General features: G+C 56.9%; 20 protein-coding genes, 2 tRNA genes, 1 rRNA gene and 1 pseudogene. 9 read left to right on the plus strand and 15 right to left on the minus strand.

Annotation, left to right across the window (positions count from 1 at the left end; all coding sequences use genetic code 11):
- Positions 1-6: 6 nt before the first annotated feature.
- From AC6CWS_RS22375 to AC6CWS_RS22390, 4 genes are read right to left on the minus strand one after another with little or no spacing between them, the layout of a single operon-like run.
- Positions 7-645, minus strand: a complete 639-nt coding sequence (locus AC6CWS_RS22375) for an NADH:ubiquinone reductase (Na(+)-transporting) subunit D (RefSeq protein ID WP_023288507.1) — start codon at positions 643-645, stop codon at positions 7-9.
- Positions 638-1,432 (minus strand): Na(+)-translocating NADH-quinone reductase subunit C, encoded by a 795-nt coding sequence (locus AC6CWS_RS22380; RefSeq protein WP_032453038.1) that lies wholly within the window; start codon positions 1,430-1,432, stop codon positions 638-640. The genes AC6CWS_RS22375 and AC6CWS_RS22380 overlap by 8 nt, the downstream gene beginning before the upstream one ends.
- Positions 1,425-2,663 carry an NADH:ubiquinone reductase (Na(+)-transporting) subunit B gene (locus tag AC6CWS_RS22385; RefSeq protein ID WP_023288505.1) on the minus strand — a complete coding sequence of 413 codons (1,239 nt, stop codon included), beginning with the start codon at positions 2,661-2,663 and terminating at the stop codon, positions 1,425-1,427. Before AC6CWS_RS22385 ends, AC6CWS_RS22380 begins: the two co-directional genes overlap by 8 nt.
- Before the next feature lie 3 nt (positions 2,664-2,666).
- Positions 2,667-4,010 (minus strand): Na(+)-translocating NADH-quinone reductase subunit A, encoded by a 1,344-nt coding sequence (locus AC6CWS_RS22390; protein WP_032453036.1) that lies wholly within the window; start codon positions 4,008-4,010, stop codon positions 2,667-2,669.
- Between the two features lie 411 nt (positions 4,011-4,421).
- On the opposite strand from AC6CWS_RS22390, the gene dpaA reads away from it, so the two are divergent.
- A complete protein-coding gene (gene dpaA / locus AC6CWS_RS22395) occupies positions 4,422-5,162 on the plus strand; it encodes a peptidoglycan meso-diaminopimelic acid protein amidase (RefSeq protein ID WP_023288503.1) in 741 nt (246 codons plus the stop codon).
- Here the strand turns inward: dpaA and AC6CWS_RS22400 are convergent.
- Both AC6CWS_RS22400 and lpcA read right to left on the minus strand, forming a co-directional pair.
- Complete coding sequence (locus AC6CWS_RS22400) at positions 5,133-5,900, minus strand: class II glutamine amidotransferase (protein WP_065883914.1); 768 nt, start codon at positions 5,898-5,900, stop codon at positions 5,133-5,135. The two genes, dpaA and AC6CWS_RS22400, sit on opposite strands and share 30 nt — an antisense overlap.
- Before the next feature lie 74 nt (positions 5,901-5,974).
- Entirely contained in the window at positions 5,975-6,556 is a 582-nt protein-coding gene (gene lpcA / locus AC6CWS_RS22405) for a D-sedoheptulose 7-phosphate isomerase (RefSeq protein ID WP_004145825.1), read from the minus strand.
- 239 nt (positions 6,557-6,795) lie between these two features.
- On the opposite strand from lpcA, the gene fadE reads away from it, so the two are divergent.
- The 4 genes and pseudogenes from fadE to AC6CWS_RS22425 form a co-directional block, all read left to right on the plus strand.
- A complete protein-coding gene (fadE, locus tag AC6CWS_RS22410; protein ID WP_065883912.1) occupies positions 6,796-9,240 on the plus strand; it encodes an acyl-CoA dehydrogenase FadE in 2,445 nt (814 codons plus the stop codon).
- A gap of 178 nt (positions 9,241-9,418) precedes the next feature.
- A complete protein-coding gene (locus AC6CWS_RS22415) occupies positions 9,419-10,189 on the plus strand; it encodes an amidohydrolase (protein ID WP_023288501.1) in 771 nt (256 codons plus the stop codon).
- Between the two features lie 248 nt (positions 10,190-10,437).
- Positions 10,438-11,538 carry an AI-2E family transporter gene (locus AC6CWS_RS22420; protein ID WP_065883910.1) on the plus strand — a complete coding sequence of 367 codons (1,101 nt, stop codon included), beginning with the start codon at positions 10,438-10,440 and terminating at the stop codon, positions 11,536-11,538.
- Positions 11,539-11,598: 60 nt separating this feature from the next.
- Positions 11,599-11,806: pseudogene (locus AC6CWS_RS22425) on the plus strand (LysR family transcriptional regulator); the annotation flags it as partial.
- Positions 11,807-11,865: 59 nt separating this feature from the next.
- Here the strand turns inward: AC6CWS_RS22425 and AC6CWS_RS22430 are convergent.
- Positions 11,866-11,942, minus strand: a tRNA-Asp gene (locus AC6CWS_RS22430).
- A gap of 133 nt (positions 11,943-12,075) precedes the next feature.
- Positions 12,076-12,807: a DNA polymerase III subunit epsilon gene (dnaQ, locus tag AC6CWS_RS22435; RefSeq protein WP_004204621.1), complete on the minus strand. Its 732-nt coding sequence runs from the start codon at positions 12,805-12,807 to the stop codon at positions 12,076-12,078.
- Between the two features lie 64 nt (positions 12,808-12,871).
- Here dnaQ and rnhA point away from each other — a divergent pair, with 64 nt between their 5' ends.
- Positions 12,872-13,339: a ribonuclease HI gene (gene rnhA, locus AC6CWS_RS22440; protein WP_004204620.1), complete on the plus strand. Its 468-nt coding sequence runs from the start codon at positions 12,872-12,874 to the stop codon at positions 13,337-13,339.
- Here rnhA and AC6CWS_RS22445 read toward each other — a convergent pair.
- Positions 13,336-14,058 carry a class I SAM-dependent methyltransferase gene (locus tag AC6CWS_RS22445; RefSeq protein WP_004204619.1) on the minus strand — a complete coding sequence of 241 codons (723 nt, stop codon included), beginning with the start codon at positions 14,056-14,058 and terminating at the stop codon, positions 13,336-13,338. The two genes, rnhA and AC6CWS_RS22445, sit on opposite strands and share 4 nt — an antisense overlap.
- A gap of 32 nt (positions 14,059-14,090) precedes the next feature.
- Between AC6CWS_RS22445 and gloB the strand changes: the two genes are divergently transcribed.
- Together gloB and mltD are read left to right on the plus strand one after the other, a co-directional pair.
- Positions 14,091-14,846 carry a hydroxyacylglutathione hydrolase gene (gloB, locus tag AC6CWS_RS22450; protein WP_065883904.1) on the plus strand — a complete coding sequence of 252 codons (756 nt, stop codon included), beginning with the start codon at positions 14,091-14,093 and terminating at the stop codon, positions 14,844-14,846.
- 71 nt (positions 14,847-14,917) lie between these two features.
- Complete coding sequence (mltD, locus tag AC6CWS_RS22455; protein ID WP_032453033.1) at positions 14,918-16,285, plus strand: murein transglycosylase D; 1,368 nt, start codon at positions 14,918-14,920, stop codon at positions 16,283-16,285.
- Between the two features lie 59 nt (positions 16,286-16,344).
- Here mltD and AC6CWS_RS22460 read toward each other — a convergent pair whose 3' ends face one another.
- From AC6CWS_RS22460 to AC6CWS_RS22470, 3 genes are all read right to left on the minus strand, one after another.
- On the minus strand, positions 16,345-17,115 hold the full coding sequence (locus tag AC6CWS_RS22460; protein ID WP_023288497.1) for a class I SAM-dependent methyltransferase: 771 nt from the start codon (positions 17,113-17,115) through the stop codon (positions 16,345-16,347).
- Between the two features lie 89 nt (positions 17,116-17,204).
- Positions 17,205-18,002 carry an endonuclease/exonuclease/phosphatase family protein gene (locus AC6CWS_RS22465; protein ID WP_072096514.1) on the minus strand — a complete coding sequence of 266 codons (798 nt, stop codon included), beginning with the start codon at positions 18,000-18,002 and terminating at the stop codon, positions 17,205-17,207.
- Positions 18,003-18,104: 102 nt separating this feature from the next.
- On the minus strand, positions 18,105-19,295 hold the full coding sequence (locus AC6CWS_RS22470; RefSeq protein WP_048334092.1) for an MFS transporter: 1,191 nt from the start codon (positions 19,293-19,295) through the stop codon (positions 18,105-18,107).
- Between the two features lie 104 nt (positions 19,296-19,399).
- Here AC6CWS_RS22470 and yafC point away from each other — a divergent pair, with 104 nt between their 5' ends.
- Positions 19,400-20,305 (plus strand): DNA-binding transcriptional regulator YafC, encoded by a 906-nt coding sequence (gene yafC, locus AC6CWS_RS22475; RefSeq protein WP_080901344.1) that lies wholly within the window; start codon positions 19,400-19,402, stop codon positions 20,303-20,305.
- A gap of 32 nt (positions 20,306-20,337) precedes the next feature.
- Here the strand turns inward: yafC and dkgB are convergent, their stop codons facing one another.
- The 3 genes from dkgB to rrf all read right to left on the minus strand — a co-directional run.
- Positions 20,338-21,141, minus strand: coding sequence for a 2,5-didehydrogluconate reductase DkgB (gene dkgB, locus AC6CWS_RS22480; protein ID WP_065883902.1), 804 nt, complete (start codon positions 21,139-21,141; stop codon positions 20,338-20,340).
- Between the two features lie 164 nt (positions 21,142-21,305).
- Positions 21,306-21,382 (minus strand) — tRNA-Asp (locus tag AC6CWS_RS22485).
- 57 nt (positions 21,383-21,439) lie between these two features.
- Positions 21,440-21,543: ribosomal RNA gene (gene rrf, locus AC6CWS_RS22490) — 5S ribosomal RNA — on the minus strand; the annotation flags it as partial.

Genomic DNA, 21,543 nt, shown 5'->3' on the forward strand with positions numbered 1-21,543 from the left:
CATCGATTACTCCTTTTCCTGCTGTTCAGGCTTCCAGCTACGCAGGGCCCAAATCAGTAAACCGATAATGAAGAACGCGCTCGGCGCCAGCAGGAACAGGCCGTTCGGCTGATACCAGCCGCCGTTCTGCACCGTCTCCAGCACCGTGATACCGAACAGCTTGCCGCTGCCGATAAGCTCGCGCAGGAAGCCGACGATAATCAGGATCGCGCCGTAGCCGAGACCGTTGCCGATACCGTCCATAAAGCTGGCCAGCGGCGGCGACTTCATGGCGTAAGCTTCAGCGCGGCCCATCACGATGCAGTTGGTGATGATAAGCCCGACGAATACCGACAGCTGCTTGGAAGTCTCATAGGCGAAAGCCCGCAGTAGCTGATCCACCACGATAACCAGCGAGGCGATGATCGCCATCTGCACGATGATGCGCACGCTGTTGGGAATGTGGTGGCGGATCATCGAGATAAACATGCTGGAGAACGCCGTCACCAGGGTCACCGCAATGGTCATCACGAAGGCGGTTTCCAGCTTAGTGGTGACCGCCAACGCGGAGCAGACGCCCAGTACCTGCAGGGCGATGGGGTTATTGGCGATGAGCGGCCCCACCAGCACGCGCTTCACCTCTTTCATCTCGCTCTGTTCAGCCATTGTTCAGCCCTCCTTCACGCACCTTTTTCAGGAACGGACCAAAGCCCAGTTCACCCATCCAGAAATCAAAGCTGTGCTGTACGCCATTTGACGTCAGCGTGGCGCCCGATAAGCCATCAACCGCATGCAGGTCACCAGCGCGCGCGCCGCCTTTGACCACTCTCAGCGCCGGCATGCCGTTGTCATCCAGCACCTGCTTGCCGACAAACTGCTGGCGCCAGTTCGGGTTCTCCACTTCGCCGCCCAGCCCCGGGGTCTCCCCCTGGTCATAGTAGGTAATGCCTTTCACCGTGCGGCCATCGACGTCCAGCGCCACGAAGGCGTACATCATCGACCACAGGCCATTGCCATAAATGGGCAACACCACCTGCTCAATCTTCTGCTGCGCGTCGCGCACCAGGTAGATTTCCGCCAGATTGCTGCGGCGTTTAATCCCCGCCGGATCCTGGCTGGCATCCAGCGCCATACTCTGCTGCGGATCCTTCAGCGCCTGGGCCTGATTGAATTTTGCCGGGTCTTTCTCCAGCAGCTCGCCGGTCGCCAGATTCACCAGTCGCGGCGAAATGCGCGCCGCGAAGGTGTCGGCGACCGCATCAGCATCCATGCCGGGCTGCATCAGGCCGGACACCGCCAGGATATTACGCTGCTTATCCAGCGCCCGCTGCGCCTGCTGGCGGGATTTCAGCCCCACGGCCGAGCCCGCTACCACGATGGAGCAGACCAGACAAAGCACCAGCACCACCAGCAGCGTTTTGCCGATGCTATCGTTACTTTTCTTCTCAGCCACGCGACTTCCTCCGCTTAATATTGGCCTGCACCACCAGGTAATCGAACAGCGGTGCGAAGAGGTTGGCGAAGAGGATCGCCAGCATCATCCCTTCCGGATAAGCCGGGTTCACCACGCGGATCAGCACGCACATCACGCCGATCAGCACGCCGTAACTCCATTTTCCTTTATCGGTAAACGAGGCGGATACCGGGTCCGTCGCCATAAACATCATGCCGAAGGCGAAGCCGCCGAGTACCAGATGCCAGTACCATGGCATAGCGAACATCGGGTTGGTGTCGGAGCCGATAACGTTAAACAGGGTAGCGGTGGCGACCATGCCGATCATCACCCCGGCGACGATGCGCCAGGACGCGACGCGGCCAAAGAGGATGATCGCGCCGCCGATCAGGATCATTAGCGTGGAGACTTCGCCAATCGAGCCCGGAATATTGCCGAGGAAGGCGTCCATCCAGCTCACCGGGATGCCGGTAGCGACGTTAACCAGCGCTTCACCGCCGCCGCTGGCCCACTGGGAGAGCGGCGTAGCGCCGGAAAAACCGTCCGCCGCCGTCCACACCAGGTCGCCGGAGATTTGCGCCGGATAGGCGAAGAACAGGAACGCGCGCCCTGCCAGCGCCGGGTTGAGGAAGTTGCGCCCGGTACCGCCGAAAATCTCTTTAGCGATCACCACCCCGAAGGAGATCCCCAGCGCCGCCTGCCACAGCGGCAGCGTGGGCGGGACGATCAGCGCGAACAGAATCGAGGTGACAAAGAAGCCTTCGTTGATTTCATGCTTGCGCACGATAGCGAACAGCACTTCCCAGAAGCCGCCGACGATAAAGACGGTGATATAGATCGGCAGGAAAAAGACCGCCCCCAGGGTCATCATGCTCAGCCAGCCGGCGTCGGCGCTGAAGCTCACCCCTAACCACTGGGCGACGCTATAGTGCCAGTTGTTGGCGATCGCCTGCTGCAGTTGTTCGGCGCCGTAAAGCTTATGCAGCGCCGGTATGGTCTGCAGCCCGACGTTATACATCCCCCAGAACATCGCCGGAAAGACGGCAAACCACACGAGGATCATCAACCGCTTGAGGTCGATGGCGTCGCGCACGTGCGCTGCGCCGCGGGTGACCTGGCCTGGTGTGTAGAAGATGGTCGCCGCCGCTTCATACAGCGGGTAATATTTTTCCAGCTTGCCGCCGTGCGTGAAATGCGGCTCAATTTTTTCAATCAGATGCTTTAAGCCCATCTCTTATCCTTCCTGCTCAATCCGGGTTAATACGCTGCGCAGCGCAGGGCCATATTCATACTTACCGGGGCAGACGTAGGTGCACAGCGCCAGATCTTCTTCATCCAGCTCCAGACAGCCCAGCGCCTGAGCGCTGTCGGTATCCCCGGCCAGCAGATCGCGCAGCAGTATGGTCGGCAGGATATCCAGCGGCATCACCCGCTCGTAGTTGCCGATCGGCACCATCGCCCGCTCGCCGCCGTGGGTATCGGTAGAAAAATGAAAGCGCTTGCGCCTGAAGAAATGGCCCAGCGTGGTGCGGGTTATCGAGAACTTCTCTTTGCCCGGCATCACCCAGCCGAAGAGCTCTTTTTCCCGCCCTTCTTTAACCACGCTCACCTGCAGATGGAAGCGCCCGAGGAAGGCGTGAGGGCCATGGGCGCGGGTGCCGCTGAGCACCGAGCCGGAAATGACCCGGTTCTCCCCCTCCTGCAACTCGCCTGCCAGCAGATCGTCCAGGCTGGCGCCCAGCGTCGTCTTGACCAGTCGCGGCGATATCACCTGCGGGCCGCCGAGCGCGATCACCCGTTCGCAGTAGAGCTCCCCGTCGAGAAAAAGCTTACCAATGGCGATCGCGTCCTGATAATTGAGGTGCCAGACCTGCTTATTCAGGCTCACCGGCTCGAGGAAATGAATATGCGTTCCCGGCAGCCCCGCCGGGTGCGGCCCGCTAAACTGGTTAAAACTGACCTGGCCGACAGGATGACCGCCGAGCTTGCCGCCGCTGGGCTGGCAGACGTGGACTTTCCCGTCGGTCAAACGCGTAAGCACGGTAAGGCCAGCGTCGAAAGCGGCCCGTTCGGCCAGAATAATCGGCTGCGGCTCCGCCGCCAGCGGATTGGTATCCATGGCGTTGACAAAGATGGCGGCCGGCACGCTGCCCGGGAGCGGCGTTTTACTGAATGGCCGTGTGCGCAGCGCGGTCCACTGGCCCGACGCCAGCAGCTGCTGCTGCACGGTGTCGCGCGGCAGTTCAGCCAGCGCGTCCGCGGCGTAACGCGTAAACGCCACCGCGTCATTGCCCTCGATATCAATCACCACCGACTGCAACACGCGCCGTTCACCGCGGTGGATCGCGCTGACGACCCCGCTCGCCGGGGCGGTAAAGCAGACGCCGGGGTTCTTTTTATCTTCGAACAGGATCTGACCTTTTTTGACCCGATCGCCTTCTTTGACCGCCATGGCGGGACGCATGCCGACGTACTCTTCGCCGAGTAGCGCGACGCGCTTCACCGCTGGCGCGGGAGAAATCTGCTGTAATGGCATGCCAGCTATGGGCAAATCCAGCCCTTTTGTGATTTTAATCATATCGTTAGCAGGTATCCGTAACCTCAACCCCGACGCAGGCCGGGGCCAGCTTATTGACAGGATGGCAGAGAAGAAAGGGCGAAACGGCGCCAGATGCGCTCAGGACGGAAGAGAAGCATCCTTTCTTACTCTGGTGATGAACCGGCGCAAGTGTAACATTTCGTGAGCGTCGGCTGTAGCGCGAGAGGCAATAAGTGCTTCTAAAATGCGAGCTATTGCGCAAAGTTCTCACTGTGTTTTCGTCGCTGGCAGGGTATAAAGTGAGGCGGAATTGTAAACGCCGCCACGTCGCCCTTGCGAAAAAATGCCGTGATGCTAATGTGAGCGCTCTAAATCCAGAAAACTCTGATTTCGGGTCTCTCTTGCCGTCCTGGCAATGTGGCTATTTTGTTTTATCAAGGAACAAGCAGTATGCGCAAAATCGCATTATTTATTGCGATGCTTCTGCTGCCGTGCATGTCATTTGCCGGGCTGCTCAGCAGCAACAGCCCGACGACGCCGGTTAGCAAAGAATATAAGCAGCAATTAATGGGTTCACCGGTTTACATTGAGATCTTTAAAGAAGAGCGCATGCTCGACCTTTACGTCAAAATGGGTGAGACCTACCAGCTCCTCGACAGCTATCGAATCTGCAACTACTCCGGTGGCCTGGGCCCGAAACAGCGCCAGGGCGATTTCAAGAGCCCGGAAGGGTTCTATAACGTCACCCGCAGCCAGCTCAAACCCGACAGCCGCTTCTATAAAGCGATCAATATCGGCTTCCCGAACGCCTACGATCGCGCCCATGGTTATGAAGGGAAATACCTGATGATCCACGGCGACTGCGTCTCTGTCGGCTGCTACGCTATGACCGACAGCGGGATCGATGAGATCTTCCAGTTCGTGACCGGCGCCTTAGTCTTCGGTCAGCCAAGCGTGCAGGTGAGTATCTATCCGTTCCGCATGACCAACGCCAATATGGAACGCCACAAATACTCCTACTATGCGGATTTCTGGAAACAGCTGAAGCCTGGCTATGATTATTTCCAGCAAACCCACAAACCGCCGGTCGTATCAGTGACCGACGGCCGCTATGTGGTGAGCAAGCCGCTCAGCCACGAGGTTGTCCAGCCGCAGCTGGCCTCAAACTATACGCTCCCCGAGACAAAATAACGCCCACTCGCCTGGCATGATCTTATGCCAGGTCTCATTGGCCGTCAGCGGCTGCGTGGCGATAACCGTGACCACATCGTTGGGTGTGGTCTCGCGTTGAAAGTCGATCTCCACATCCTGGTCCAGCAGTTTTGCCACGCCGAACGGCGCCCGCCGGGTGATCCAGTGCAGGTTGGTCGAGCAGAACGCCATCACATAGCGTCCGTCCGACAGCAGCATGTTGAACACCCCTTTCTCACGCAGTTCCCCCGCCAGGGCGGCGATATACTTAAATACTCCCAGCATATTGCCCGGCGTACGCGGGTAGCGCTCGGTTAAGCGGTGCAGCAGCCAGCAGAAGGCCTTTTCACTGTCGGTTTCACCGACCGGGTGGAAATTGCCGGTTTTCAGCGACTTATAGCCTTTGAGCTGCCCGTTGTGCGCGTAGGTCCAGTTACGCCCCCACAGTTCGCGGGTGAACGGATGCGTATTCTCCAGGGCCACCATCCCGCGATTCGCCTGGCGGATATGCGCGACGACGGAACAGGACTTAATGGGGTAATCCTGGACCAGTTTCGCGATCGGCGACTGAAAGCTCGGCTGCGGATCTTTGAATGTGCGACAGCCTTTGCCTTCATAGAAGGTGATGCCCCAGCCGTCTTTATGCGGCCCCGTCCCGCCTCCGCGCTGTACCAGCCCGGTAAAGCTAAAACAGATATCTGTTGGCACATTGGCGCTCATCCCGAGCAGTTCGCACATAGATCACCTCACCATCACAAATCACGACGGCGCCGAAGCGAGGCCGCCGTCAACAGTACACACTCACCTGCCTGTTAGCCTTTCGCCATCTCTTTTTCGATCAGCATAATCAGGATATGGATCACTTTGATGTGGATCTCCTGAATGCGGTCGGCGTAGCCAAAGTGCGGCACGCGAATTTCCACATCGGCGCTACCGGCCATTTTACCGCCGTCCTTACCGGTCAGGGTGATCACTTTCATCCCCTGCGCCCGCGCGGCCTCAATGGCCTTGATTACGTTGCCGGAGTTGCCGGAGGTGGAGATGCCGAGCAGCACATCGCCCGCGCGGCCAACGGATTCAACGTAGCGGGAGAAGACATACTCATAGCCAAAATCATTGCTCACGCAGGAGAGATGGCTGACGTCGGAGATCGCAATGGCCGGATATCCCGGGCGGTTTTCGCGATAACGTCCGGTCAGTTCTTCCGCAAAATGCATCGCATCGCAATGGGAACCGCCGTTGCCGCAGGACAGCACTTTACCACCCGCCTTAAAGCTATCCGCCAGCAGGACAGCGGCACGCTGGATAGCATGGATATTGGCTTCGTCCTGCAGAAAGTTAGCCAGCGTTTCCGCGGCTTCGTTCAGTTCGTTACGAATAAGATCCTGGTACATGAGGATAATCCTTCAGTATGAGTGGAATAACCCTGGCAGTGTACCGGATAGCCGCCGAAGCGAGAAGCAGCAGGCTGCGTTATCCCCCGCCCTTTTGATTTTATGTGCCGCTTTTGCATACAACAATGTGAGCAAGGTTGTAATTATTTTGTAAACACATTGCTAAATAAAAAGGCATGCACTACAACCAATACATCACAAGTGGTCAGACCTCCTACAAGCACAGGGAGCATTTCTCTATGATGATTTTGAGTATTGTTGCAACCGTTGTTTTACTCGGTGCGCTCTTCTATCACCGGGTCAGCCTGCTGCTCAGCAGCGTGATCTTGCTCGCCTGGACCGCAGCGCTCGGCGCGGCCGGTCTGTGGAATATCTGGCTGCTGCTGCCGCTGGCGATCATTCTGTTGCCGTTTAACTTTGCGCCTATGCGTAAATCCATGATTTCCGCACCGGCGTTTCGCGCCTTCCGCAAAGTCATGCCGCCGATGTCGCGTACCGAAAAGGAAGCCATCGACGCCGGGACCACCTGGTGGGAGGGGGATCTGTTTCGCGGTAATCCTGACTGGCATAAGCTGCATAACTATCCGCAGCCGCGTCTGACCGCCGAAGAGCAAGCCTTCCTCGACGGCCCGGTGGAAGAAGCCTGCCGGATGGCTAACGACTTCGCCATCACCCACGAAATGGCCGATCTGCCGCCGGAGCTGTGGGCGTATCTGAAAGAACACCGCTTCTTCGCGATGATCATCAAGAAAGAGTATGGCGGGCTTGAATTCTCCGCTTATGCCCAGTCGCGGGTGCTGCAGAAGCTCTCTGGCGTCTCCGGCATTCTGGCGATCACCGTCGGCGTCCCGAACTCACTGGGCCCGGGCGAGCTGCTGCAGCATTACGGTACTGAAGAGCAGAAAAACCATTACCTGCCGCGTCTGGCGCGCGGGCTGGAGATCCCCTGCTTCGCACTCACCAGCCCGGAAGCGGGCTCCGACGCCGGCGCCATCCCGGATACCGGCGTGGTCTGCATGGGCGACTGGCAGGGCCAGCAGGTGCTGGGTATGCGCCTGACATGGAACAAACGCTACATTACGCTGGCGCCTATCGCCACCGTGCTGGGACTAGCCTTTAAACTTTCTGACCCGGATCGTCTGCTGGGCGGGGAAGAAGAGCTGGGCATCACCTGCGCGCTGATCCCGACCTCCACCCCGGGCGTGGAAATTGGCCGTCGCCACTTCCCGCTTAACGTCCCGTTCCAGAACGGCCCAACCCGCGGCAAAGATATCTTCGTGCCGATCGATTACATCATCGGCGGGCCGGGGATGGCCGGTCAGGGCTGGCGCATGCTGGTTGAATGTCTGTCGGTGGGCCGCGGTATTACGCTGCCGTCCAACTCCACCGGCGGCCTGAAATCGGTGGCTATGGCGACCGGGGCTTACGCCCATATTCGCCGCCAGTTCAAAATCTCGATCGGTAAAATGGAAGGCATTGAAGAGGCGCTGGCGCGCATTGCCGGTAATGCTTATGTGATGGATGCTGCGGCCTCGCTGATTACCTACGGCATTATGCTCGGCGAGAAACCGGCGGTGCTCTCCGCGATCGTGAAATATCACTGCACCCACCGCGGCCAGCGCGCCATTATCGACGCAATGGATATTACCGGCGGGAAAGGCATTATGCTGGGCGAAGGCAACTTCCTCGCCCGGGCATATCAGGGCGCGCCTATCGCCATCACCGTGGAAGGTGCGAATATTCTGACCCGTAGCATGATGATCTTCGGTCAGGGTGCGATTCGCTGCCATCCGTACGTGCTGGAGGAGATGGCTGCCGCACAGAACAACGACCTGAACGCCTATGACAAGCTGCTGTTCAAACATATCGGCCATGTCGGCAGTAACAAAGTACGGAGTTTCTGGTTGGGCCTGACCGGCGGACGCACCAGCAGCGCGCCGACCCGCGACGTCACCCGCCGCTACTATCAGCAAATGAACCGTCTGAGCGCTAACCTGGCGCTGCTGTCAGACGTCTCGATGGCGGTGCTGGGGGGCAGTCTCAAGCGTCGCGAACGTATCTCCGCGCGTCTGGGGGATGTGTTAAGCCAGCTGTACCTGGCCTCGGCGGTGCTGAAACGCTATGACGATGAAGGACGCAATGAAGCCGATCTGCCGCTGGTTCACTGGGGGGTGCAGGATGCGCTGCATCAGGCCGAGCAGGCCATCGACGATCTGCTGAAAAACTTCCCCAATCGTCTGGTGGCTGGCGCAATGCGCCTGGTCATCTTCCCGACCGGTCGTCATCACCATGCGCCGTCGGATAAGCTGGACCATAAAGTCGCTAAAATTCTGCAGGTGCCCAGCGCCACCCGCTCCCGCATCGGTCGCGGTCAGTTCCTGACGCCGAGCGAGCATAACCCGGTCGGCCTGCTGGAAGAGGCGCTGCTGGAAGTGATGGCGGCCGATCCTATCCACCAGCGTATCTGCAAAGAGTTGGGTAAAAATCTGCCGTTCACCCGTCTCGACGAACTGGCCGCCCATGCCCTGGCGAAAGGCTTAATCAGTCAGGATGAAGCCGCCATTTTGACCCGAGCAGAGCACAGTCGCTTGCGCAGCATTAACGTTGACGACTTTGCGCCAGAGGAGCTGGCAACCCAGCCGGTAAAGCTGCCGGAAAAAGTTCGCAACGTTGAAGCCGCATAATAAAACAACAACCACATCACACGCCGGGCGGGGAATTTTCCCCGCCTTTTTTTCGTCTCTCCTTCCCCCGCCGTTCCTGTTAGTAGCATTTTTTTAACAAAATATTCCGCGGACCGCCGCGAGGCTGATAAGGTGTTACAGTTAACCTAACCCCCTCATGAGAATGGAGTTGACCATTGTGCCTGGCCTGAAAATTACGCTGTTGCAACAACCGCTGGTCTGGATGGACGGCCCTGCTAACCTGCGCCATTTTGATCGCCAACTGGAAGGGATTGTCGGGCGCGATATCATTGTTTTACCTGAGATGTTTACCACCGGCTTTGCGATGGAAGCGGCAAAACAATCTTTACCCGAGGCCGAGGTGGTAGCGTGGATGCATGCCCGGGCGGCGCAAACCCAGGCGCTGATCGCCGGCAGCGCGGCGCTGCAAACTGAGCGCGGGGCCGTTAACCGCTTCCTGCTGGTCGAGCCTGACGGCACGGTCCATCATTATGATAAACGTCACCTGTTTCGTATGGCGGATGAACACCATCACTATGAGGCCGGAGACAAGCGCGTGGTCTTTGAATGGCGCGGATGGCGGATCCTGCCGCTGGTCTGTTACGACCTGCGCTTTCCGGTATGGTCGCGTAACCTTAACGACTATGATTTGGCGCTGTATGTGGCGAACTGGCCGGCGCCGCGCTCGCTGCACTGGCAGTCGCTGCTGGTCGCCCGCGCGATTGAGAACCAGGCCTACGTCGCCGGCTGTAACCGGGTCGGCACCGACGGCAACGGTCATCATTACCGCGGTGATAGCCGGATTATCAGTCCCCAGGGGGAGATTGTCGCCACCGCCGATCCGCATCAGGCCACTCGTCTTGACGCCGAACTGTCGCTGAGCGCCCTCCAGGAATATCGTGAAAAATTCCCCGCCTGGCGCGATGCCGATCCTTTTACTCTGGATTAATCCCCCTCCGCTTTCTTCCCCCTTCTGCGGGAAAAGAAAGCGGAATTTCCTCTTGCCACGCCCAGCAGAATATTTACAAGGCGCCCTTCATTTCTGTTCTACACTCATTAAACGGCCCACAACCAAACGGGCGGAGATCATTTTCATTTAACTTCTGCGTTGTAAACGCATGACTTTTCTGTTGCCAGCTTGTTTTGTTGAACCCGGCTGAGCGTTGGCGTATACATATTTTATGAGCGTAATGGTAAATGGATAATAATAATCTTCAGTTAATAGAAAAACGGCTGGTCACCCGCTTTCTCGATATGTTTATTCGGTTCAGTCTTATTCTGGCGCTGGCCTCATTCTGTTTTACTGTCTTTTCTCCCTTCGTCAATATGATGCTCTGGGCGTTGATTCTGGCCGTGGCGCTCTATCCTTTACATCAATATTTTGCCGGGCTTTTCGCCGGTAAACAGGGGCTGGCGTCGGTGGTGCTGGTGCTGTTAGGTATTTTACTGATTATTATCCCCACAGTGCTGATGATCACCTCGCTGGCGGAAAGCGCCAGCGCGATGATCGACCGGATGGGCAGCCAGAGCTTTGCCATTCCCCCACCCTCTTCACGAATTGCCTCTTTACCGATCGTTGGCGAACGGCTTAGCGCTCTGTGGATGCGGGCGTCCGTGGATCTGCCAGGATTGCTCAGCAATTACCGTTCGCAAATTGGCGATATTGCCAAACAGTTCCTCAGCATATTAGCCAGCATGGGCGGCGGGCTGATTGGCTTTATTATTTCGTTTATCGTCTCGGGTATTATGATGGCCTGGGGCGCGGCGGGCGCCATCAGCGCGCAGCGTATTGCCATCCGTATTACCGATGAGAATAAAGGCGTGACCCTCACCCGCCTGTGCACCAGCACCATCCGCGCGGTCGCCCAGGGCGTCATCGGGGTGGCACTGATCCAGGCGCTGCTGGTCGGGGTGATCATGCTGATGGCCAGCATCCCCGCCGTCGGGATCTTCTTTATACTTGCCCTGATCCTCGGCATTGCACAGGTGCCGGTGATCCTGGTGACGGCCCCGGCCATCGCGCTGATGTGGAGTTTCGGCACCCACAGTACCGGAATGGATATCTTCTATACTGTCCTGCTGATCGTCGCCGGTATGGCCGATAACGTCCTCAAACCACTGCTGCTGGGGCGCGGAGTTGATGCGCCAATGCCGGTGGTGCTGCTGGGCGCCCTTGGCGGAATGGCCTCTAACGGCATTCTCGGTATGTTCCTCGGCGCCACCCTGCTGGCCATCGGTTACCGGATCTTTATGACCTGGGTAAATGAAGGGCAACCCGCCCTGCCGCAGGATAAATAACCGCAGGGGAGCGTTACGCTCCCTTAACTTATTGCATAGTCATGCCGCCGCACGCCAGCCCCGCGGCAGCCTATCCCGCTGAGCTTTATCATCAACGAACCCCAGGGCGTGTTCCGGCAGATTTTTGAAAGCATCCTGCGCCAGCGCGGCATTACCATGGAGAACACCATCGAACTGTGGAGTCTGCGCCCACCACGCCGGGAAGGCAATCAGTCCGGCGATGCGGGTATTCATGCAGTGTATGCAGGAGGAACAAGAGGCGCGCTGAAATTCGGCGACGAAAACGACGAAAGCCTGAATCATTGCTGATTCAGGCTTTCTGAAAAGTGGCGGAACGGACGGGACTCGAACCCGCGACCCCCTGCGTGACAGGCAGGTATTCTAACCGACTGAACTACCGCTCCGCGTTGTTGTTCCGTTGGGAACGAGGCGAATATTACGGATTCCCCTCTACCCCGTCAACGCTTTTTCTACCGTTTTGAATCGTTTGCTGCAAAAATCGCCCAACCGCCTACTTTTAATCCATTTTAGTGGTTATCAGGCACGCCACAGGCAGCTTCCGCCTTTCTTTTGCACCAGATCGAGGCGGGATTCATGGTTCACCAGCTCCTCATCAGAAGCATAAACCACCCGTAACTGACTGGCGGCGCGAACGACGCGCTGAATCCCCATCTCGCCTGCCTGCTGCTGGCTTTCGCCTTCCATAGAGAACGCCATCGACGTCTGGCCGCCGGTCATCATCAAATAGACATCGGCAAGGATCTGGGCATCGAGCAGTGCCCCGTGCAGCGTACGCTTGCTGTTGTCTATTTCGTAGCGCGAACATAGCGCATCCAGACTGTTGCGCTTGCCGGGAAACATTTTCCGCGCCAGCGCCAGACTGTCGGTGATTTTACAGAAGGTCTCGGTTTTCCCGATCCCGCGGTTCAGCTTACCGAACTCATAATCCATAAAACCGATATCGAACGAGGCGTTATGGATCACCAGCTCCGCGCCGCGGATGTAATCCATAAACTCATCGGCAACGTCGGCAAAGGTGGGTTTATCCAGCAGGAATTCGTCGGCGATCCCGTGCACGCCGAACGCCTCCGGATCCACCAGCCGATCGGGTTTGAGATAGACGTGGAAATTGTTACCGGTCAGGCGGCGGTTGATCACCTCCACGGCGCCGATCTCAATGATCTTGTGTCCTTCGTAGTGCGCCCCGATCTGGTTCATACCGGTGGTTTCGGTATCGAGAACAATCTGGCGCGTAATTGCAGTGCTCATCGCGGTCATTTATGTCAGACTTATCGTTTACAAATCGATTTCAATTACAGGAAGTCTACCAGAGATGCTCAAACAGGTAGAAATTTTCACCGACGGCTCTTGCCTGGGAAATCCAGGACCCGGCGGTTACGGCGCCATCATGCGCTACCGCCAGCACGAAAAAACCTTTAGCGCCGGCTACCGTCTGACCACCAATAACCGCATGGAACTGATGGCGGCGATCGTCGCCCTCGAAGCGTTAAAAGAGCATTGCGAGGTGGTGCTCAGCACCGACAGCCAGTATGTCCGCCAGGGGATCACCCAGTGGATCCACAACTGGAAAAAGCGCGGCTGGAAAACGGCAGAGAAAAAACCGGTAAAGAATGTCGACCTCTGGCAGAGGCTGGACGCCGCGCTTGGCCAGCATAAGATCAAATGGGAGTGGGTGAAGGGCCACGCCGGCCATCCAGAAAACGAACGCTGCGACGAGCTGGCCCGCGCTGCGGCCTCCCATCCCACTCAGGACGACATCGGCTACCAGCCGGAGAGCTAATTCTGCCCCTTGCGCCACTGCCGGGTGGCGCCGACTGCCGGCCGTAGCTGGGTTTTCGCTTTCCCTGACTTCATCGGATTAAGGGTGAGCGGAATAGTCCGTTTGCGGGCGACAATTAATTGCAAACAGCCCAGCGCTGGCAGATGGGTGCTCAGCAGTTTGCCGCCATGCCGCGACCAGGGTAAAACCTGATAACGCCCATAATGCAGCACTTCAAAGTTGAGCAGCGACAGCCAGTCCAGCTGGCGCATCAACGTAAACATACGGCTGTTGTACGGCGTGCCTTTGCGCAGCACCGGCACCAGCTTACGCAACCCCATCAGGCTCACCGGATTAAACCCGGTCAGGATCATCCAGCCATCATCGATCAGGACGCGATCGGCCTCCCGCAGCAGGCGATGCGGATCGCTACACCACGGCAGGGTATGCGCCAGCAGGCAGGCGTCGACGGACTTTTCGGCAAAGGGTAAATGCAGCGGGTCGGCCCGGACCTGCATTGGGTTTCCCGCCAGCGAGACATTCACCTGGTGCGAGATGGCACAAGCTTCGGTATTGATTTCCGCGCTCAGATTGCCAATCTTAAGCAGATGAAAGCCATATAATTTAGCCAGCCACGGCTTCATCTGCTGCTCCAGCGTTTCGCGATAGTATTCGCCCCACGGCATACTGGACCAATGCTCAGGCGCTGTCACTGTATGAGGTATCCTTGCCGGCTTCATTGCCACCTTCCGCTACGCTTTAGAGGTAATTTATGAATCTTATCAGTATTCCCGCGTTTCAGGACAACTACATCTGGGTTCTCACTGAGAATCACGGCCGCTGCATCATCGTTGACCCGGGCGAGGCCGCGCCGGTTCTGGCGGCAATCGAAGAAAACCAGTGGCAGCCCGAGGCCATTTTAGTGACCCATCACCATCAGGATCACGTCGGCGGCGTAAAACAATTACGTGAAAAATTCCCCTCTCTGGTGGTTTACGGGCCGGCAGAAACCCAGGATAAGGGGATTACTCAGGTAGTAAACGATGGCGATCGGCTGTCAATTCTCGGGGTCGATTTTTCCATTTTCTCCACGCCAGGTCACACATTAGGACATATCTGTTACTACAGCGAACCTTATCTGTTTTGCGGCGACACGATGTTCTCCGGCGGCTGCGGAAGGCTGTTCGAAGGCACTGCAGAGCAGATGTATCAATCATTTATGAAGATTAACGCCCTTCCTGAAGAAACCCTTATATGTTGCGCACATGAATATACGTTAGCGAATATGAAGTTTGCGTTGAGTATCCTGCCTGATGATAGGGACATAAACGATTACTATCATAAAGTTAATGAGTTACGTGCAAAAAAACAAAAGACACTACCCGTAATTCTGAAAAACGAGCGGCGTATAAATTTATTTTTACGGGTAAATGATATTGATTTAATTGACAAAATTAACAAAGAAACAAAATTGCAACACTCTGTGGCGCGATTTGCGTGGTTAAGGTCAAAGAAAGACGAATTCTGATATTTAATTCTTGTCATCGGCTAACTTCGCCGTTATCCTTGGTCGTCTTTTAAGCAACTATTGACACACACATGAAGGCACGAGCGATATTATTCGCCTCTGTCCTGCTGGTGGGGTGCCAGGCGTCTAAGCACGATGGCACCGTCGAACAGCGAGCACAGAGCCTTTCTGCGGCTGGTCAAGGGGAAGCAGGCAAGTTCACAAGTCAAGCGCGCTGGTTAGATGATGGAACCTTCTACGCGCAAGACCAGGATCTGTGGACTTCCATAGGCGACGAGCTAAAGATGGGAATACCGGATAACCCCCGGATTCGCGAGCAAAAACAGAAGTACTTAAGAAATAAGAGCTATCTCCACGATGTAACTTTACGGGCAGAGCCGTATATGTACTGGATAGCCGGGCAGGTTAAGAAACGTAACATGCCAATGGAACTGGTATTACTACCCATAGTGGAGAGCGCTTTTGACCCACACGCGACGTCTGGCGCCAATGCCGCAGGCATCTGGCAGATCATTCCGAGCACAGGGCGCAATTATGGTTTAAAACAGACCCGCAGTTACGATGCGCGTCGTGACGTTGTCGCATCGACTACCGCGGCGCTGGACATGATGCAACGTCTGAACAAAATGTTCGACGGCGACTGGTTGTTAACGGTTGCGGCATATAACAGCGGCGAAGGTCGGGTCATGAAGGCAGTGAAAGCGAACCGTTCGCGTGGCAAACCCACCGATTTCTGGTCGCTGTCTCTGCCGCATGAAACGAAAGTCTACGTACCGAAAATGCTGGCATTGAGCGACATCCTCAAAAACAGCAAACGTTACGGCGTGAAGTTGCCTACGGCTGATGAAAGCCGTGCGCTGGCGCGCGTTCGCCTCGACAGTCCGGTTGATATTTCTCAGCTCGCGGATATGGCCGGTATGCCGGTCAGCAAGCTGAAGACCTTCAACGCCGGCGTAAAGGGGTCAACGCTGGGCGCTAGCGGGCCAAAGTACGTCATGGTGCCGCAGAAACACGCAGCCCAGCTGCGTGAATCGCTGGCCTCTGGCGACATTGCCGCCGTACAGCCGACGCAGCTCGCGGATAATACGCCGCTGACCAGCCGAAGCTATAAGGTGCGTTCCGGCGATACCATTTCCGGGATTGCTTCCCGTCTCGGCGTCACGACCCGCGATCTGCAGCAGTGGAATAACCTGCGCGGCTCTGGATTGAAGGTTGGACAGAACCTGGTTATCGGCGCCGGCAGCAGCGCGCAGCGTCTGGCGAATAACAGCGATAGCATCACCTATCGCGTTCGCAAAGGTGATTCGCTGTCGAGCATCGCCAAACGTCATGGCGTTAATATTCGCGACGTCATGCGCTGGAACAGCGATACCGACAATCTGCGGCCTGGCGATCAGCTAACGCTGTTTGTGAAAAACAGCGATCGACCAGAGTCCTGATACGTCAGGGTTCGATAAAAAGGCACCGACTTCCCCCGGTGCCTTTTTTGTTGTCCGTATTAAACCGCTTTATGCGCTTCAAACATGATGGTATCGCTGGTAAAGGAACCATCCTGCTGTAACTCAAAGTAGGCTTTCACCTCCGCCGAGGCGCTCTGCTGGTATAAACGAATCGCCTCCACCAGCGGCTCAGGGGTACGCATCCGCGCCACCCACGAACTGAACTCCAGCGGCAGGCGATCGGTCAACAGCTGATTAATCACCAGCCCCGCCTCCGTCGCCAGCGTCAGCCACTCGCCGCTGGAATAATTACGCACGTGCGAGGTATCGCGCAAGGCTTCCACCGTCTGCAGCCAGACATCACGCACCACATGGCCCGGCGACATCACGTCCATCACGATCATCACCCCACCCGGCTTGAGGACACGTTTCACCTCGCGCAGCGCCTGGCCAACGTCATGCCAGTGATGAGCAGAATAGCGGCTGATAACGATATCAAAGCTGGCATCAGCGAACGGCAGCGTTTCGGCATACCCCTGCTGGGTCACGATATTGCTAAAACCTTTCTCCTTTGCCGCAGCGGCAACGACCTCCAGCATCTGGCTCGATAAATCATAGGCGGTCACCTCGGCAACCTGTCCCGCCGCGGTAAAGCTGGCGTGCCCTGCCCCGCAGCCCATATCCAGCACTTTCGCCTGAGGAAAATCAGCCAGTCGTTCCGCCAGCCGCTGCAGATCGCGACCAGAGGCGTGCACGGCGCTGGTCAGATAGGCGCTGGCCTGGGAGCCGAACTGCTTTTCGACGTTGTCATGGTGAGAGCGTGTTGTCATGTTGTCTTGTCCTTACGGTTTTTTGAGTAATAAAAGGCAGCACCATGCATGCGCAGGCCTGCCCCATGGCAGGCCTGACCAACCTTAAATTAATCAGGCTTGCCGGGACTGAATTCGACTAGTAGCGGGTTGTGGTCGGAGGCGCGGGTTACCAGCACGGAAGCATCGTGCACGCTTAACCCACGGTAGAACACAAAATCGAGCGGGCGACCAAACGCGCGGCGGCGCTGATCGTCCGGGAAACGAACTTCACGCAGCGACATCTCGCGTGCAAAGCGGTACAGGGCGTTCATCCGCGGGCGGCTCCAGGCATTGAAGTCGCCAGCCATGATCACCGGCCCGCTGTGATGGGCGATCTGATCGCCAATCGGCAGCAGCTGTTTGCTGTAGACGTCGACGCCAAGGCTGAAGTTAACGGCATGGATATTGACCACCATTAACAGCCGCGCATCGGGCAGCGGATAAACAGTCACTAATGCTGATTTAGGCAGACGCAAAATAGGTTCACGTTCGCGCAATGGGCAGCAATAGATAGGATGGGCGGAAGCCAGCGTCATCACGCCGGAAGGATGCTGCGGCAGCACCAGCGCAGGCACCTGATCGGCGGCCAGATAGTTGGTGGTCGCGAACCTGACCAGCTCCGGCGTCGTCTGCGCCTCCTGCAACAGGACTAAGTGCGCGTCTTTGCCAAAATTCTTAAGGACCGACTGCCACTCTGCGCGCTGCTGTTTGAAGATATTCCACACCAGCACGCGGATTTTCTCATCGCTGCTTAACGGCGTGCCGGCGGGATAAACCGGACTCACGCCCGCAAACGCCCCCGGAGGCAATATTCTCTCCGCAGGTTGTCCGGCGACATAGCGCATGGCGTAGGTGTTCTTTCGCAATTTGGGCATTAATCCTCGATAACAGAAACCAGCCCGACGACGACTGGTTATTCTGTTATAGGGATTTTCCCATACACTTTCAATGCAAATTGCGAGAAACCCTTAGCCTTCGGGAGAAAGCGCTGCCGAACGGCGTGGCAATTTATCTAAACGTCCGCTCAGGACCACCAACAGCAAAGCGACCAGCACAATCACCGCGCCAATCCACGGCGTCTGCGCCAGACCGTACCGCTCGACCGTCTGTCCACCGACGATCGACCCCAGCGCGATGCCGACGTTGAAGGCGGCAATATTCAGGCCGGATGCGATGTCGACAGCCCCGGGAGTGTACTGCTCTGCTTTTTGCACCACGTACACCTGCAGGCCCGGCACGTTGCCGAAGGCGAAAACGCCCATCACCAGCACCGTTGCCAGCGCGGCATAGTGAATGCTGGCGGTCAGCTGGAACACCAGCAGCAGCACAACCAGCGCGGCGAAGATAAACTTCAGCGCGGAGACGGCGCCATGCCTATCGGCCAGTTTGCCGCCCCATACGTTGCCAATAGCCACCGAGACGCCATAGCCCAGCAGGATCCAGCTCACGGCTGACGGGCTGAAGCCGGCCAGCTCCTGCATCATCGGCGCAAGGAAGGTAAAGGCGGTAAACACGCCGCCATAGCCCAGCGCGGTAATGGCATAGATCATCAGCAGGCGCGGATGGGTTAAGACTTTCAGCTGATCGCGCAGGCTAGCGCTGGCGCGGCCCGGGATATTATTCGGCACCAGAATCAGACTGCTGATAAGCGCAATCACCCCCAGAATCGATACCGCGAGGAACGTTTCCCGCCAGCCAAAATGCTGACCGATGAAAGTCCCGAATGGCACCCCGGTTACCAGCGCGACCGTCAGGCCGCCGAACATAATGGCGATAGCCGAGGCTGCTTTCTCTTTTGCCACCAGGCTGGTGGCGATTGTCGAGCCAATAGAGAAGAACACGCCGTGTGCCAGACCGGTCAGCAGGCGCGCCAGGATCAGCGTTTCATAGCCCGGGGCCTGCCAGGCCAGCACATTACCCGCCGTAAATAGGACCATCAACGCCAGCAGCAGCTGTTTACGCGGCATACGCCCCGTTAACGCCGTCAGCACCGGGGCGCCGATCGCCACGCCCAGCGCGTAGATAGAAACCAGCAGGCCTGCCGACGGCAGCGAAATAGAGAGTTGTTGGGCAATCGTCGGGACCAGGCCGACAATCACGAATTCAGTGGTGCCAATTGCGAAGGCACCGATGGTTAAGGCAAATAGCGCCAGTGGCATAATTTACTCCGTAGCATCAGGATTAAGATGACACGTAGTATGAAGGGTTGTATAAATAACAAAAACTATCAAAGTATCAATATAATTTTGCTACAGGTGCAATAATGAGAGCCACATCCGATGAGATCGCCATCTTTGTGGCGGTAGTGGAAAGCGGGAGTTTCAGCCGGGCGGCCGAACAGCTGGGTCAGGCCAACTCTGCCGTCAGCCGGGCAGTCAAAAAGCTCGAGTCCAAGCTTGGTGTTAGCCTGCTCAATCGGACCACCCGTCAGCTCAGTCTGACAGAGGAAGGCGAGCGCTATTTTCGCCGGATGCAGGTGGTATTGCAGGAGATGGCGGCGGCAGAAAACGACCTGCTGGAAACGCGCACGACGCCGCGGGGCCTGCTGCGAGTGGATGCCGCGACGCCGGTGATGCTGCATTTTCTCATGCCGCTGGTGAAGCCATTTCGCGAGCGTTACCCGGAAATGACGCTGTCGCTCGTGTCGTCAGAAACATTTATTAATCTGATTGAACGAAAAGTGGATGTGGCTATTCGGGCCGGAACCTTAACCGATTCCAGCCTGCGCGCCCGACCGCTGTTCACCAGCTATCGGAAGATCGTCGCCTCGCCAGAGTATGTTTCGCGCTACGGCGTGCCGCAGCATCCGTCAGATCTGAAACAACATCAATGTCTGGGCTTTACTGAACCCGTCTCTCTGAACACCTGGCCGGTATCCTGTTGCGATGGTCAGTTGTTAGAGATTGAGGCGGCGGTATCATCGAACAGTGGGGAAACGCTCAAGCAACTGTGTCTGACCGGGAACGGTATTGCCTGCCTGTCGGATTATATGGTGGATAAAGAGATAGCCAGTGGGGAGTTTGTTGAACTACTGGCCGACAAACGTTTGCCGGTGGAGATGCCCTTCAGCGCGGTGTACTACAGCGATAGAGCCGTCAGCACACGTATCAGGGCGTTTATTGATTTTCTGAGCGAACACGTAAAACAGCTCCCGAAGGAGCTGTCGTAGTACCCTCTGATGGGCATACCGGAAGCAGGAGATTAATCCCACTGCGGCGCCAGACCTTCCGGGCTCACCAGCCGATCGTTGCAATCCAGCGCGGCGATCGCCTGGCGATCTTCATCATCCAGCTTCAGATCCAGCGCTTTCAGGTTGCTGGCCAGGTTCTCACGCTTCGTCGAGGACGGGATCACCGCGTACCCCTCGCCCATCGCCCATGCCAGGATAACCTGCGCCGGAGTCGCATTATGTTTCGCCGCGATACGGGCAATCACCTCATCTTTCAGCGCCTTACCGTAGGCCAGGGTCATGTAGGAGGTGATATGGATACCGTGCTCATGCGCCCAATCGACGACTTTACGGTTTTGCAGATACGGCGAAAGCTCAATCTGATTGGTAGCAATGTTTTCAGCGCCAATGGCGGCAATCGCGCGCTCCATCAGTGGAATAGTGAAGTTGGAGATACCGATCTGACGGGTCAGGCCAAGCGCCTTCGCTTCCATCAGAGCAGCCATAAACTCTTCAACAGCCACCGCATCATTCGGTGACGGCCAGTGGATCAGCGTCAGATCAACATAGTCAGTGCGTAGCTTCTGCAGGCTCTCTTGCAGGCTGGCGATCAGCTTGCCTTTGCTCAGGTTTTCGATCCAGATTTTGGTTGTGATGAACAGCTCATCACGCGGCACGCCGCTTTCAGCGAGAGCCTGACCCACCGCGGCTTCGTTGTCGTAGATTTGCGCGGTGTCGATAGTACGATAGCCCAGCTCCAGCGCGGTTTTTACGGATGCGATAACAACATCATCTTTCAGACGGAAGGTGCCAAGACCAAATGCAGGGATTGCCATGTTTTTCCTCGTTATTTGTTCATTTCGGTTAACGAATGAAATTATGGCTGATGGTGTGGAGGGGAAAAAGAGCGATTAATGCAGAGGATTTTTGCTGATTTAGCAATAATCGGAAACAGATAAAACAAAAAAGCCCTGAGCAGATGCTCAGGGCTCTTATTAAGTGGCGGAACGGACGGGACTCGAACCCGCGACCCCCTGCGTGACAGGCAGGTATTCTAACCGACTGAACTACCGCTCCACCGAATTTTTTCGCTTTATTACCACCGGTTGTCACCCCGGCTTACTGCAATTTGATGCCTGGCAGTTCCCTACTCTCACATGGGGAGACCCCACACTACCATCGGCGCTACGGCGTTTCACTTCTGAGTTCGGCATGGGGTCAGGTGGGACCACCGCGCT

The sequence above is a fragment of the Klebsiella sp. M041 genome, from assembly GCF_059759695.1.

Coding starts and splice junctions, on each gene's coding strand:
- mltD (WP_032453033.1), top strand. CDS start 14,918: ATGAAGGCACGAGCGATATTATTCGCCTCTGTCCTGCTGGTGGGGTGC.
- dkgB (WP_065883902.1), bottom strand. CDS start 21,141: ATGGCAATCCCTGCATTTGGTCTTGGCACCTTCCGTCTGAAAGATGAT.
- gloB (WP_065883904.1), top strand. CDS start 14,091: ATGAATCTTATCAGTATTCCCGCGTTTCAGGACAACTACATCTGGGTT.
- fadE (WP_065883912.1), top strand. CDS start 6,796: ATGATGATTTTGAGTATTGTTGCAACCGTTGTTTTACTCGGTGCGCTC.
- dnaQ (WP_004204621.1), bottom strand. CDS start 12,807: ATGAGCACTGCAATTACGCGCCAGATTGTTCTCGATACCGAAACCACC.
- AC6CWS_RS22400 (WP_065883914.1), bottom strand. CDS start 5,900: ATGTGCGAACTGCTCGGGATGAGCGCCAATGTGCCAACAGATATCTGT.
- AC6CWS_RS22390 (WP_032453036.1), bottom strand. CDS start 4,010: ATGATTAAAATCACAAAAGGGCTGGATTTGCCCATAGCTGGCATGCCA.
- yafC (WP_080901344.1), top strand. CDS start 19,400: ATGAGAGCCACATCCGATGAGATCGCCATCTTTGTGGCGGTAGTGGAA.
- AC6CWS_RS22445 (WP_004204619.1), bottom strand. CDS start 14,058: ATGAAGCCGGCAAGGATACCTCATACAGTGACAGCGCCTGAGCATTGG.
- AC6CWS_RS22460 (WP_023288497.1), bottom strand. CDS start 17,115: ATGACAACACGCTCTCACCATGACAACGTCGAAAAGCAGTTCGGCTCC.
- AC6CWS_RS22375 (WP_023288507.1), bottom strand. CDS start 645: ATGGCTGAACAGAGCGAGATGAAAGAGGTGAAGCGCGTGCTGGTGGGG.
- AC6CWS_RS22470 (WP_048334092.1), bottom strand. CDS start 19,295: ATGCCACTGGCGCTATTTGCCTTAACCATCGGTGCCTTCGCAATTGGC.
- AC6CWS_RS22385 (WP_023288505.1), bottom strand. CDS start 2,663: ATGGGCTTAAAGCATCTGATTGAAAAAATTGAGCCGCATTTCACGCAC.
- AC6CWS_RS22420 (WP_065883910.1), top strand. CDS start 10,438: ATGGATAATAATAATCTTCAGTTAATAGAAAAACGGCTGGTCACCCGC.
- dpaA (WP_023288503.1), top strand. CDS start 4,422: ATGCGCAAAATCGCATTATTTATTGCGATGCTTCTGCTGCCGTGCATG.
- rnhA (WP_004204620.1), top strand. CDS start 12,872: ATGCTCAAACAGGTAGAAATTTTCACCGACGGCTCTTGCCTGGGAAAT.
- lpcA (WP_004145825.1), bottom strand. CDS start 6,556: ATGTACCAGGATCTTATTCGTAACGAACTGAACGAAGCCGCGGAAACG.